Origin of the sequence: Sphingomonas sp. Leaf34 (assembly GCF_001421805.1) — a bacterium.
GTDB lineage: Bacteria > Pseudomonadota > Alphaproteobacteria > Sphingomonadales > Sphingomonadaceae > Sphingomonas.
The window spans coordinates 205,191-219,134 of record NZ_LMLC01000002.1; the positions used below are offsets into that span (position 1 = coordinate 205,191).

Here is a 13,944-nt window from a genome sequence, read left to right on the forward strand (position 1 = left end):
GGACGGCATCATGAATCTCGATATCGCAGGCAAGATCGCGCTCGTAACCGGCGCGGACAGCGGCATGGGCAAGGAAACCGCCCGGCTGCTATTGCAGGAAGGTGTTCGGGTCGCGATCACCGACCAGCCGGGCGGTGATCTCGACTCCAGCGTCGAGGACCTGAAGGCGCATGGCGAGGTGATCTCGGTCGAGGCGGACCTCACCAAGCTGGACGACGTGACGACCCTATTCGCCAAAGTCCGGGCGCAACTCGGCGAACCCGACATCCTCGTCAATTGTGCAGGCGTGACGGGCGCGACCGGCGATTTCCTCGATGTCGATGATGGGGGTTGGCAGTCGACGCTCAACATCAACCTGATGGGCGCGGTGCGCGTGTGTCGCGAGGCGATCCCGGCGATGCGCGCAAACAAATGGGGCCGCATCGTGCTCATGAGCTCCGAAGACGCGGTTCAGCCTTATGTGGATGAGCTTGCGTATTGCGCCTCTAAGGCAGGCATTTCGAGCCTGTCTAAGGGGCTGTCGAAGGCGTATGGCTGCGACAACGTGCTGGTGAACACCGTAGCGCCCGCCTTCATCGCCACGCCGATGACCGACAAGATGATGCGGAAGCGCGCCGATGAGAAAGGCACGAGTTTCGACGAGGCGATCGAGACGTTTCTCGAGGAGGAGCGCCCCGCGATGACCCTCAAGCGCCGTGGCAAGGCGGAAGAGGTCGCGTCGGCGATTGTGTTCCTGTGCTCGGAGCGCGCCAGCTTTATCAACGGTGCGAATATCCGGGTGGATTCCGGCTCGGTCATGACAGTCGCGGGCTGAGCACGCGTATCTGATTACCGGCGAAGGCGGGGGCGGGGATCTCAGACGAAATCGTCTGCAACCCCGCCCCCCCGCCGCAGCGGGGGAATAGGCTGTTTCGAAAGCCTACGCCTGGAACAGATCCTTGAATTGCCGCGGCTGCGATCGCAGATATTGGTTAGGCGCCTTGACCTTCCCGCCAAGGTGCGCCGCCGCATGCCAGGGCCAGCGCGGGTCGTACAGGATGGTCCGGGCGAGCGCGATCATGTCCGCATCGCCCGTCCCGATGATCGCTTCGGCCTGCTCGAAGTCGGTGATCAGCCCGACCGCGACGACCGGGATCGACACCGCCTGTTTCACCGCGCGCGCCAGTGGCACCTGATAGCTCGGCCCGACCGGGATCTCCTGCGCCGGCGTGATCCCGCCGCTCGACACATGGATCGCGCTGCACCCGCGCGCTTCCAGCGCCTTGGCAAACGCGACCGTCTGGTCGGAGTCCCAGCCGCCCTCGGCCCAGTCGGTCCCCGATACGCGCATCGTCACCGCGCGCTTTGCCGGAAACGCCGCCCGCACCGCATCGAAAACTTCGAGCGGGAAACGCATCCGGTTCTCGAGGCTGCCGCCATACGCGTCCTCGCGGCGGTTCGAGAGCGGCGAGAGGAACGCATGCAGCAGATAGCCATGCGCCGCATGCAACTGCACCGCATCGATCCCGAGCCGTGCTGCGCGCACCGCCGCCGCCACGAACGCGTCGCGCACCCGCGCCAGTCCCTCGGCGTCGAGCGCGACCGGCGCATTCTCCTCCGGCAGGAACGGCACCGTCGAGGGGCCCTCGGTCTGCCAGCCGTTCGGCGCGCCCGGCGCGATCTGCGCGCCACCCTTCCACGGCACCTCGCACGAGGCTTTGCGCCCGGCATGCGACAGCTGGATCGCGATCGGCATGTCCGACCAGCGCCGGATGCTCTCGATCACCCCCGCCATCGCCGCCTCGGTCGCATCGTCGTACAACCCGACATCGCCGTACGTGATACGCCCCTCGGGCAGCACCGCGCTCGCCTCGATCGTCAGCAGCGCCGCGCCCGACAGCGCGAGCTGGCCGAGATGGATCTGGTGCCAGTCATTCATGCAGCCATTGATCGCCGAATATTGGCACATCGGCGCGATGACGATCCGGTTGGCCAGCGTCAGGTTGCCGACCCTGAGCGGCGCGAACAGTTTGGGCCCGCTCATGCGGCGATCGATCGGAAAGTGGAAGGCATGCGGATGTCCCTTGATGCGTGATGCGAGTGCGTAGAAAACTCGCTGTCCGGTGCGGAACATAGGAACCGGCGGACGGGTTTCACGCCAAGGAATGCTGCACCGCGATAAAGTCGCGACCGCAGCGCTAAAACTAGGGGTCTTCGCCTTGCATCTACTGCCCGACACGCTCGACGCCGGCTCCGCCTATCCGCTGGGCGCGACCTTCGATGGCCTGGGCGTCAATTTCGCGGTTTACTCGGCCAACGCCGAGAAGATCGAGCTGTGCGTCTATGACGAGACCGGCCGCCGCGAGCTGAAACGCTATGCGCTTCCCGAATGGACCGACGAGGTCTGGCACGGCTACCTCCCCGACGCGCAGCCCGGTCTAGTCTACGGCTATCGCGCGCATGGCCGCTACGCCCCCGAGGAAGGCCACCGCTTCAACCCGAACAAGCTGCTGCTCGACCCCTATGCCAAGCAGATGATCGGCGAACTGCGCTGGACCGACGCGATGTACGGCTATCAGGTGAAGTCGCCCCGCGCAGACCTAAGCTTCGACAAGCGCGACAGCGCGCTGACGATGCCCAAAGGCGTCGTAACCGACAGCCATTTCGACTGGTCGCGCGACGTTCGGCCAAACACGCCCTGGTCGGAGACGGTGATCTACGAGGCGCATACCAAGGGCCTCACCAAGCTGTTCGACGAGGTCCAGCCCTCCGAACGCGGCACCTTCGCGGCACTCGGCAACCCCAAGGTCATCGATCACCTCAAACGGCTCGGCGTCACCGCGATCGAGCTGCTGCCGATCCACACCTACATCCAGGATCGCTTCCTGCAGGAGAAGGGGCTGCGCAATTACTGGGGGTACAACACCCTCAACTTCTTCACGCCCGAACGCTCGTTCTTCGCGACCGATAGTCATAACGAACTGCGCCGCTCGATCCGCCGCCTGCATGCCGCCGGGATCGAGGTGATCCTCGACGTCGTCTATAACCACACCTGCGAGGGCTCGGAACAGGGGCCAACGCTGTCGTGGCGCGGGCTCGACAATGCGAGCTACTACCGACTGGTCAAGGACGATCCGCGCTTCTCGATCAACGACACCGGCACCGGCAACACGCTCAATCTCACCAAGGCGCGCGTGCTCCAGATGGTCGCGGATTCGCTGCGCTACTGGGCGACCAGCTTCGGCATCGACGGCTTCCGCTTTGACCTCGGGCTGACGCTGGGCCGGACGGATACCGGCTTCGATCCCGGTGCAGGGTTCTTTGACGTGCTGCGCCAGGATCCAGTGCTCGGACGCCTGAAGCTCATCACCGAGCCGTGGGACATCGGCCCGGGCGGCTATCAGCTCGGCAACTTCCCCCCCGGCTTTGCCGAGTGGAACGACAAGTACCGCGACACGGTGCGTAAGTTCTGGCGCGGCGATCATGCGCAACGCGCCGATCTCGCCGCCCGCCTGACCGGCTCGGCCGATCTGTTCGACCGCCGTGCGCGCCGCCCCTGGGCCAGCGTCAACCTGCTTGGCGCGCATGACGGCTACACGCTCGCCGACACCGTCGCGTACGAAGAGCGCCACAACGAGGCGAACGGCGAGGACAATAACGACGGCCATTCGAACAATTGCTCGCGCAACTGGGGCGTCGAGGGCCCGACCGAAGACGCCGCGATCCTCGAGACGCGGTCGCGCGTGATGCGCTCGATGCTGACCACGCTGTTCGCATCGCTCGGCACGCCGATGCTGGTCGCAGGCGACGAGTTCGGCCGCACGCAGAACGGGAACAACAACGCCTATTGCCAGGATAACGAGATCAGCTGGCTCGACTGGGAGAAGGCGAAGTCCCCCGAGGGTAACGCGCTGATCGACTTCACCGCGCGCCTGATCGCGCTGCGTCGCGACTATCCGATGCTCCGCGCGGGCAACTTCCTCTACGGTGAGGACACGCCCGCCGAGGGCCTCAAGGACATCGAATGGTGGGACGAACGTGGCCTGCAGCTCACGCCTGACGACTGGGAGAACACCAACGGCCGCGCGCTGGTCATGCGTCGCGCGTGCGAGCTGGAGTCCGGTGAAGTGCAGGTGATCTCGCTCCTGCTCAACGCCTCGGAAGGCCCGCTGACCTTCCACATGCCACCTCCGGCAGAGGTCGAGCGGACCGTGCTGATCGACAGCAGCAAACCCGAGCAGCCTGCCACGCCGATCAAGGACAGCTACGAGCTTCCCCCGCAGGGTGCGGCGTTGCTGTCCTGGACGATCGCAGCAGCATGACGGCCTGGGGACCTACGCTCGCCGACGATGGCGCCACCTTCCGCTTGTGGGCGCCGGACCGTGACCGCGTGACGCTTGAGATCGCCGGCGGCGACGCGATGCCCATGACCCGGGATCCGGAAGGCTGGTTCGCGGTGACCGCCTCGGTGGGCGCCGGCGTCCGCTACCGGTTCCGGCTGGCAGACGATCTGACGGTTCCCGACCCGGCCGCGCGGGCGCAGGACGGCGGCGTCCACGGCTGGAGCGTCGTGGTCGATCACGATGCCTATGCGTGGCGCACGCCGGCGTCGCGCGGCCGTGCGTGGGAAGAGATGGTCATCCAGGAGGTCCATGTCGGCACGCTCGGTGGCTTCGCCGGCGTCGCGGACCAGCTTCCGGCAATCGCCGCGCTCGGCATCACCGCGATCGAACTCATGCCCGTCAACGCGTTCGGCGGCACGCGCAACTGGGGCTATGACGGCGTGCTGCCCTACGCCCCCGCCGAAAGTTACGGCACGCCCGACGAGCTGAAGGCGCTGGTCGACCGCGCGCACGCGCTCGGGCTCGCGGTGTTCCTCGACGTCGTCTACAATCACTTCGGGCCCGACGGAAACTATCTCGGCGCCTATGCGAAGGGTTTCTTCCACGCCGACGTCGACACCCCCTGGGGCGGCGCGGTCGCGGTCGATCAGGCGCCGGTCCACCGCTATTTCGTCGACAACGCGCTGATGTGGCTCAACGACTACAAGGTCGACGGCCTTCGCTTCGACGCGGTCCACGCGATCGAGAACGACGCGTTCCTCGACGCGATGGCGGCCGAACTGCGCGAGAAGACCGCGGGGCGCCACGTCCACCTCGTCCTCGAAAACGAAGGCAACGACGCCGACCGGCTCCACCCGGCCGCGTTCGATGCGCAGTGGAACGACGACTTCCACAACGTCCTCCACGTCCTGCTCACCGGCGAGACCAGCGCCTATTACGCCGACTTCGCCGACCGCCCCGCCGAACGCTTGGCACGCTGCCTCGGCGAAGGCTTCATCTACCAGGGGGAGGGCTCCCCCAACCACGACGGCAAGCCGCGCGGCAAGCCCAGCGCGCATCTGTCGCCGACCGCGTTCGTCGCGTTCCTTCAGAACCACGACCAGATCGGCAATCGCGCGATGGGCGAACGCCTGACGCTGCTCGCCGACCGCCAGGCGCTGCGCGCCGCCACCGCGTTGCTGCTGCTCGGCCCGCAAATCCCGTTACTCTTCATCGGCGACGATCACGGCAGCGAAAGCCAGTTCCTGTTCTTCACCGACTTCCACGACGACCTCGCCGACGCCGTCCGCGAAGGCCGCCGCAAGGAGTTCGCCAAGTTCGCTGCCTTCGCCGACCCGGAGGCGCGCGAGGCGATCCCCGACCCCAACGCGCATGCAACCTTCGAGCGGTCGCGCGCGCGCGGTGGTCCCGATGCGGCCGATTGGCAGGACCTGTACCGGACGCTGCTGACGATCCGCCACGCGCAGATCATCCCCCGTCTACGCGGCACGACCGCGACCGGCGCCGAAGCGATCGGCGAGGGGGCGGTGGTCGCGCGCTGGACGATGGGAGACGGCGCGATCCTCACCATCGCGCTCAATCTCGGCAAGGATCCTGTTCGTTTTCCTGCCATAGAGGTCTTGCCGATATTCAGCGACGGCGAGCCCGGGCATGCTGCTAGCGTGGCAGTCTGGCTGGAGCGATGAACCGCCTCCGCGAACTCGCTATCGCCGCGGGCCTGCAACCCGAATGGCAGGACGCGGCAGGCTCGCGTCAGACGGTCGTCGGCGATGCACTACAGGCGATCCTAGACCGCCTCGGACATCCGTCCGCCAGCGAGAAGCAGATCGTCGACAGCCTTGCCGCGATCGAAGCGCGTAACGCGCGGAGTCCGCGTTTCGTATCGGTCGACATGGGCGATCCGATCCGAATCGCCACGAAGGTATCGGGCATCGCCGAACTCACGCTGGAAGACGGCACGACCCAGTCGGTCGCTTTTAATGGCGGCACGTTGGGACCGATAAACAAGAGCGGCTACCATCGTCTTGAAATGCAGGGCGAAGTGATAAACCTGCTCGTTGCCCCACGCCGCTGCTATACGATCGCCGACGCGCTACCGGGTCGCAAACTCTGGGCGCCCGCCGTCCAGATTCCGAGCCTCCGCACCGACGCGCCAAACGCGTTCGGCGACTTTGCCTCGCTCGCCGAAGCCGCCCGCGCGTTCGGCGCGCGCGGTGCCGACGCGCTTGCGATCAGCCCGACGCACGCGTTGTTCCCCGCCGACGCCAGCCGGTACAGCCCCTACGCACCCTCGAGCCGTCAATTCCTCAACGGCCTGTACGGCGCCCCGTCCGCGTTCGGCATCGTGTCCGACGACTCTGCCCCCGATCTTATCGCGTGGCAGAGCGCGATCCCGGCAAAGCTCGCACAACTTCGCAGAGTCTTTGGGGAAACCGCTCCAAACCTTGCCGAAATGCTGGCGACATTTCGCGAGGAAGGTGGCGTCGACCTCGAACGCCATGCCGAGTTCGACGCGCTCCACGCGCATTTCTTCGCCACCACCGGCGCCAAGGGCTGGCAGCACTGGCCGACCGACTATCACGACCCCGCCGGACCAGCCGTCCGTCGCTTCGTGACCGAGCACGCTGAAGACGTCACCTTCTACGTCTTCCTCCAGTGGCTCGCCCGCCGCGATCTCGATGCCGCGCAAAAGGCGGCCAAGGAGGCCGGGATGGCGATCGGCCTCATCGCCGACCTCGCGGTCGGCATGGACCCCGGCGGCAGCCACGGCTGGAGCCGACGCGGCGACCTGCTCACCGGCCTGTCGATCGGCGCGCCCCCCGACCCGCTCGGCCCCGACGGCCAGAGTTGGGGTATAACCGGCTTCGACCCGCAAGCGCTGAGTGAGTCCGGTTTCGCCCCCTTCATCGCGACGATCCGCGCCGCGCTCGCGCATGCCGGCGGAATCCGCATCGATCATGCGTTCGGCCTCCGCCGCCTGTGGGTCGTCCCCGAAGGCGCCTCCGCTGCGGACGGCGCGTATCTCGACATGCCGTTCGACGACCTGATGCGGATCATCGCGATGGAGTCGCAGCGCGCGAAGGCGATCGTCATCGGCGAAGACCTCGGCACCGTCCCCGACGGGTTCCGCGAGGCGATGGACGCGCGCGCCATGCTCGGCTTGCGCGTCCTGTGGTTCGAGCGCGACGCGGACGGCTTCGTTCCCCCCGCCAATTGGTCGACCGACGCGGTCGCAATGACTGGCACCCACGACCTTGCGACGATCGCCGGCTGGTGGAGCGGCCGCGATATCGGCTGGACCTGGGACCTCGGCCGCAAGTCCGAAGCGCCCGATGAACCAGCCGATCGCGCCAGGCGCAATGAAGATCGCGCCGCGCTCTGGTCCGCCATCGACACGGACACATCGCAGCCCGCGCCCGACGATACCGCCCCCGTCGTCGACGCCGCGATCGCGCATGTCGCCAGCACGCCCTGCGCGCTCGCGATCATCCCGATCGAAGATCTCGCCGGCCTCATCGAGCAACCCAATCTCCCCGGCACGATCGACGAGCATCCCAATTGGCGCCGCCGCATGCCCGACACGACCGAGGCGCTGCTGACCCGCCCCGACGTCGCCGCCCGCATCGACGCGCTCAACGCCACGAGACCCGCATGATTGCCCCCAATACGCCGCGCGCGACCTACCGTTTCCAGTTCCACAAGGACTTCACCTTCGCCGACGCGGAGGCGCTGGTGCCGTATCTCGACGATCTTGGCATCAGCCACCTCTACGCCTCGCCGATCACCACCGCCCGCAGCGGCTCCACCCACGGCTACGATGTCGTCGACCCGACCCGGATCAACCCCGAACTCGGCGGCGAGCCCGCCTTCCGCAGCCTCGTCGCAGCGCTCCGCACGCGCGGGATGGGCGTGATCATCGATATCGTCCCGAACCATATGGGCGTCGCCGGCGGCGAGAATGCGTGGTGGAACGACGTCCTCGCCCGCGGCCAGGCCAGCGACTTCGCCCGCTATTTCGACATCGACTGGCGCGAGAAGCTGGTTCTCCCGATCCTCGGCGATCCGCTCGCCGAAACGCTCGCGAGCGATGCGCTCAAGGTCGAGCAGGTCGACGGCCGCTACGTCCTCGAGGCGTATGGCGAGCACCGCCTGCCGATCCGCGACGAGGATCAGGCGACCGCCGCCACCGACGACATCGCCGCACTCCACCACCACCAGCACTACCGTCTGGAGTCATGGCGCGTCGCCAACGACGAACTCAACTGGCGGCGCTTCTTCACGATTAACGACCTCGCCGGGCTCCGCGCCGAGGACTCTGTGGTGTTCGACGCCACGCACGCGCTGTATTTTCGTCTCTATGCCGAGGGTCTGATCGACGGCGTCCGCGTCGATCACGTCGACGGCCTGACCGATCCCGCCGGCTATTGCCGTCAGCTCCGCGCGAGGCTCGATGCGATCGAACGTCCCGCCGATGCGCCGCCCGGCCCGGCCTACATCGTCGTCGAGAAGATCCTCGCCGATGGCGAACCGCTCAGCACCGACTGGGGCGTCGACGGCACCAGCGGCTACGACTTCATGGAACAGGTCACCGCGTTGCTGCACGCCCCGGCCGGCGCCGAACCGCTCGCCCAACTGTGGGCGGACGTCAGTGGACGCTCCGCCGACTTCGCACCCGAAGAACTGCGGGCCCGCCAGGAGCTGCTCGCATGGCAGTTCGACGCGCAACATCGCCGCTGCGTCGAGGCCTTCGTCGCGTTGGCACGGTCCGCCCCTGAGTGCGACGGCTTCACCGCCGGGATGCTCCACCGCGCCATCGAACGCCTGCTCTGGGTTTTTCCGGTCTACCGCACTTACGGAACTGGGGATGCTGCACCCGCATCAGACGCAGCGATCCGGGACACCGTCCGCCAGCGCGTCGCGCGCTTCGTGCCGCCCGGCGAAGGCGCGGTCGTCGACCAGATTCTCGATTGGCTCGCAGGCGGAGGTCCGGGCGACGCCGCGCTCGCGGCCGACGCCGTGCGACGCTTCCAGCAACTGTCCGCGCCGATCGCCGCCAAGGCGGTCGAGGACACCGCCTTCTACCGCTATGGTCGCTTGTTGTCGCGCAACGACGTCGGCTTCGATGCCGCGCGGATGTCGCTTCCTATCGGTGAGTTTCACGCCGCGATGATCGGCCGCGCGCGCGACTGGCCAGCCGCCATGCTCGCGACGGCCACGCACGACCACAAGCGGGGCGAAGACGTCCGCGCGCGGCTCGCGGTATTGAGCGAGGTGCCAGGTCTCTGGCTTGGTCGGGTCGAACATTGGCTCGCTCTGGCCGCGCCTTTTGCCGAGAGGGTCGATCCCGCCGATACCTATATGCTGCTCCAGACGCTGTTCGGCGCATGGCCCGAGCGGCTCTCCGCGTCGGATGCCGACGGTCTTTCCGCCTATGCCGAGCGGGTCGTAGCCTGGCAGGAAAAAGCGTTACGCGAAGCTAAACTCCGCTCGTCGTGGGAAGCACCCGATGAGGCCTATGAGACGCATTGTCACGATGTCGCGCGTGCGCTGCTCAGTCCAGATCGGTCGCGGGCGTTTCTCGATGACATGGTCGCGTTCGTCGTGCAGATTGCGCCCGTCGCGGATGCCAATAGTCTCGCGCAAGTCGTACTGCGCTACACGGTGCCCGGCGTCCCCGATTTGTATCAGGGTACGGAAGCCGCTGATCTCAGTCTGGTCGATCCAGACAACCGCCGACCGGTCGACTATGCACGGCTCCGCAAGGCTGCGGACGTGGATACGCCTAATAAGATGGCGATCATCCAGCGCCTTTTACGGCTGCGTCGCAAGCATCCTGCGCTGTTTGCGACGGGGGATTATACGCCGATCGCCGTTACGGGGCTTCGCTCCGACCAAGTGCTGGCATTTGAGCGGTCCAACAGCCGTACGACCTTGCGGTGCGTCGTCGCCTTGCGCTGCGCGGAACGCTATCTTGATAACGTGGAAGGCCGAACTTGGTGGGGCGATACGGTACTTGGGTCGGGGGAGGCCGTCGCCGACATTCTCGCTGAACAGTCGGTTTTCATCGATGTTTTTGATCCGAGTTCAGCCTGACCAGCCATTGGCGCGACACGGCCAGGCCGCGTCGCTGGACGGGCCTTTCGTCGCGCCATCCGGACAACGCTAGTCAAGCGCCGGAGCTTTCGCTCCGGCCAGATTGTCAGGCAGCGAACTGGTTCATCGTATTATGCGCGCCGCCAGCCTTCAACGCCGCCTCGCCAGCGAAATATTCCTTGTGATCGTCGCCAAGGTCAGAGCCGGACATGTTCTGGTGCTTCACGCAGGCGATGCCCTCGCGGATCTCCTTGCGCTGGACGCCCTTCACATAGCCGAGCATTCCCGCATCGCCGAAATACTCCTTGGCGAGATTGTCGGTGGAGAGTGCCGCGGTATGATAGGTCGGCAGCGTGATAAGGTGGTGGAAGATGCCGGCGCGTTTTGCCGAATCGGCCTGGAAGGTGCGGATGCGCTCGTCCGCCTCATCGCTAAGCGGCGTGCCGTCATACTCGACACTCATCAGGCGTGCGCGGTCATAGGCCGACACATCCTGACCTACCTGGCTCCAGGCATCAAAGACCTGCTGACGGAAGTTTAGCGTCCAGTTGAAGCTTGGCGAATTGTTGTACACCAGCTTGGCGTTCGGAATGACCGCGCGGATGCGGTCGACCATGCCGGCGATCTGCTCGATGTGCGGCTTTTCGGTCTCGATCCAGAGCAGGTCGGCACCATTTTGCAGGCTGGCGATGCAATCCATCACGCATCGATCCTCACCCGTGCCGGCCCGGAACTGGAACAGGTTCGACGGAAGGCGCTTCGGACGCAGCAGCTTGCCGTCGCGGTTGAGGATGACGTCGCCATTCTGCGCGGTGGCGGGGTCGATCTCCTCGCAGTCGAGATACGAGTTATACTGGTCGCCCAGGTCGCCCGCCGTCTTGCTGACCGCGATCTGCTTGGTGAGGCCAGCGCCGAGCGAGTCGGTGCGCGTGACGATGATGCCGTCCTCGACGCCCAGTTCCAGAAACGCGTAGCGGCAGGCACGGACCTTCGCGAGAAAGTCCTCATGCGGGACTGTGACCTTGCCGTCCTGGTGGCCGCACTGCTTCTCGTCGCTGACCTGGTTCTCAATCTGGAGCGCGCAGGCCCCCGCCTCGATCATTTTCCGCGCGAGCAGGTATGTGGCCTCCGCGTTGCCGAAGCCCGCGTCGATGTCGGCGATGATCGGCACGACGTGCGTCTGGTGGTTCTCGATCGCGTTGAGAAGGCGCTGTTCCTCGATCGCATTGCCCGCGGTGCGGGCGGTGTCGACGTCGCGGAACATCATGCCGAGCTCGCGCGCATCGGCCTGGCGAAGGAAGGTGTAGAGCTCCTCGATCAGCGCCGGGACGCTGGTCTTCTCGTGCATCGACTGGTCGGGCAGGGGGCCGAATTCGCTGCGCATCGCGGCGACCATCCAGCCCGAGAGGTAGAGGTAGCGGCGGTCGGTGGTGCCGAAATGCTTCTTGATGCTGATCATCTTCTGCTGCGCGATGAACCCGTGCCAGCAGCCGAGCGACTGGGTGTAGTTCGCCGGATCCGCATCATAGGCGGCCATGTCCTTTCGCATGATCGCGGCGGTGTAGCGCGCGATGTCGAGGCCTGTGGCGAAGCGGTTCTGGAGCCGCATCCGCGCGACCGATTCGGGCGAGATCGCGTCCCATGTGCCGTTCTGGTCGGCGATGAGCGTCGTCATCCGGGTGATATGCGTCTGGTAGGTCATGGGCGATCCTTCGCTGCTGCGTTGATCGTCGTGTAGGGTTGTTGACACCGGCTCTGGTGGAGAATCCGCTCCGCCACGAGGTGTTGATGTCACCTGAGCAATGTCGTGGATGTCGTTGTGTAAAGAAGATTACAGAGGGCGGTGATTGGAAGCGGGACAAAGAAGAAGGGCGTCCGGATTGCTCCGGGCGCCCTCTTGTCGGTCAGCGTCGTGGCGAAGCCACGCCGTCGGTCGTCGCTACTCGCGACGCCGGCCGACAGCGGCTGTGCGCCTTCGCGCACCGCTGCCGGCACGGCAGCTCAGCCGCTGTAGTACATGTCATACTCGACCGGGCTAGGCGTCATTTCCCAGCGTGCGACTTCGGCGCGCTTGATCTCGACATAGCTCTCGATCTGGTCCTTCGAGAACACGTCGCCCTTCAGCAGGAAGTCGTGATCGGCGAGCAGGCAGTCGAGCGCCTCGCGGAGCGACCCAGCGACGGTGGGGACCTGCGCGAGTTCTGCCGGCGGCAGGTCGTACAGGTTCTTGTCCATCGCTTCGCCCGGATGGAGCTTGTTCAGGATGCCGTCCATGCCCGCCATCATGAGCGCCGCATAAGCAAGATACGGGTTGGCCAGCGCGTCGGGGAAACGCACTTCGACGCGCTTCGCCTTGGGGCCGGTGCCGTACGGAATGCGGCACGACGCCGAGCGGTTGCGGGCCGAATAGGCGAGCAGCACGGGCGCTTCGTAGCCGGGGACGAGGCGCTTGTAGCTGTTGGTCGTCGGGTTGGTGAACGCGTTGACCGCCTTGGCGTGCTTGATGATGCCGCCGATGAAATACAGGCACATGTCGGACAGGCCCGCATAGCCGTTGCCGGCGAACAGCGGGGTCTTGCCTTCCCAGATCGAGAAGTGCGTGTGCATCCCCGAGCCGTTATCTTCCTTGATCGGCTTGGGCATGAACGTCGCCGTCTTGCCGTACGCATGCGCGACCTGGTGGACGACGTACTTGTAGATCTGCATGCGATCCGCGGTCTGCGTCAGCGTGCCGAAGGTCAGGCCCAGCTCATGCTGCGCGGCCGCGACCTCGTGATGATGCTTGTCGCACGGCAGGCCCATCTCGATCATCGTCGAGACCATTTCGCCGCGGATGTCGACCGCGCTGTCGACCGGCGCGACCGGAAAATAGCCGCCCTTGGCGCGCGGACGGTGGCCGAGGTTGCCGCCCTCATATTCGCGACCCGAATTGCCCGGCAGCTCGATGTCGTCGATCTTGTAGTAGCTGGTCGAATAGCTGTTCTCGAAACGGACGTCGTCGAACATGAAGAATTCGGCTTCGGGGCCGACATAGACGGTGTCGCCGACGCCGGTGGTCAGCAGATACGCTTCGGCGCGCTTGGCGGTCGAGCGCGGATCGCGCGCGTACAGCTCGCCGGTCGAGGGATCGGCGATGTCGCAGATCAGGATCATCATCGGCGTCGCCGAGAACGGATCGACATAGACCGCATCGAGATCGGGCTTGAGCGTCATGTCGCTCTCGTTGATCGCCTTCCAGCCCTCGATCGACGAGCCGTCGAACATCAGGCCGTCGGTCAGCTCGTCTTCGCCGATCAGGCTGGCGACCATCGTGAGGTGCTGCCACTTGCCCTTGGGATCGGTGAACCGCAGATCGACCCACTCGATCTCCTGGTCCTTGATCATATTGAGAACGTCGGAGGCCGAATTCGCCATGATGCTTGCCCTTCGTTTTGAGACTTCCACCGCGTCATGCGGGGAATCTAATTGCGGTATGGAACGTGATTTCCACACAATGTTGCGCTGCGTCAAATGACGATGTCGTCACCCC

Annotated in this window: 8 protein-coding genes; 5 read left to right on the forward strand and 3 right to left on the reverse strand. The window is 65.7% G+C overall.

Annotated features, from left to right (window positions below):
- Positions 1-10: 10 nt before the first annotated feature.
- Positions 11-814 (forward strand): SDR family NAD(P)-dependent oxidoreductase, encoded by an 804-nt coding sequence (locus ASF00_RS06300; RefSeq protein WP_055875914.1) that lies wholly within the window; start codon positions 11-13, stop codon positions 812-814.
- A 105-nt stretch (positions 815-919) separates the two neighbouring features.
- Here the strand turns inward: ASF00_RS06300 and ASF00_RS06305 are convergent, their stop codons facing one another.
- Complete coding sequence (locus tag ASF00_RS06305) at positions 920-2,023, reverse strand: NADH:flavin oxidoreductase/NADH oxidase (protein WP_055877073.1); 1,104 nt, start codon at positions 2,021-2,023, stop codon at positions 920-922.
- Positions 2,024-2,198: 175 nt separating this feature from the next.
- On the opposite strand from ASF00_RS06305, the gene glgX reads away from it, so the two are divergent.
- From glgX to treY, 4 genes are read left to right on the forward strand one after another with little or no spacing between them, the layout of a single operon-like run.
- Positions 2,199-4,301, forward strand: coding sequence for a glycogen debranching protein GlgX (gene glgX, locus ASF00_RS06310; protein WP_235525649.1), 2,103 nt, complete (start codon positions 2,199-2,201; stop codon positions 4,299-4,301).
- Complete coding sequence (gene treZ, locus ASF00_RS06315; RefSeq protein ID WP_055875920.1) at positions 4,298-6,007, forward strand: malto-oligosyltrehalose trehalohydrolase; 1,710 nt, start codon at positions 4,298-4,300, stop codon at positions 6,005-6,007. The genes glgX and treZ overlap by 4 nt, the downstream gene beginning before the upstream one ends.
- Positions 6,004-7,977 carry a 4-alpha-glucanotransferase gene (malQ, locus tag ASF00_RS06320; protein WP_055875925.1) on the forward strand — a complete coding sequence of 658 codons (1,974 nt, stop codon included), beginning with the start codon at positions 6,004-6,006 and terminating at the stop codon, positions 7,975-7,977. The genes treZ and malQ overlap by 4 nt, the downstream gene beginning before the upstream one ends.
- Positions 7,974-10,415, forward strand: coding sequence for a malto-oligosyltrehalose synthase (treY, locus tag ASF00_RS06325; RefSeq protein WP_055875928.1), 2,442 nt, complete (start codon positions 7,974-7,976; stop codon positions 10,413-10,415). The genes malQ and treY overlap by 4 nt, the downstream gene beginning before the upstream one ends.
- A 106-nt stretch (positions 10,416-10,521) precedes the next feature.
- Here treY and ASF00_RS06330 read toward each other — a convergent pair whose 3' ends face one another.
- Positions 10,522-12,117 carry an isocitrate lyase gene (locus tag ASF00_RS06330; RefSeq protein ID WP_055875931.1) on the reverse strand — a complete coding sequence of 532 codons (1,596 nt, stop codon included), beginning with the start codon at positions 12,115-12,117 and terminating at the stop codon, positions 10,522-10,524.
- 299 nt (positions 12,118-12,416) lie between these two features.
- Complete coding sequence (gene glnA / locus ASF00_RS06335) at positions 12,417-13,829, reverse strand: type I glutamate--ammonia ligase (protein ID WP_055875934.1); 1,413 nt, start codon at positions 13,827-13,829, stop codon at positions 12,417-12,419.
- Positions 13,830-13,944 lie beyond the last annotated feature (115 nt).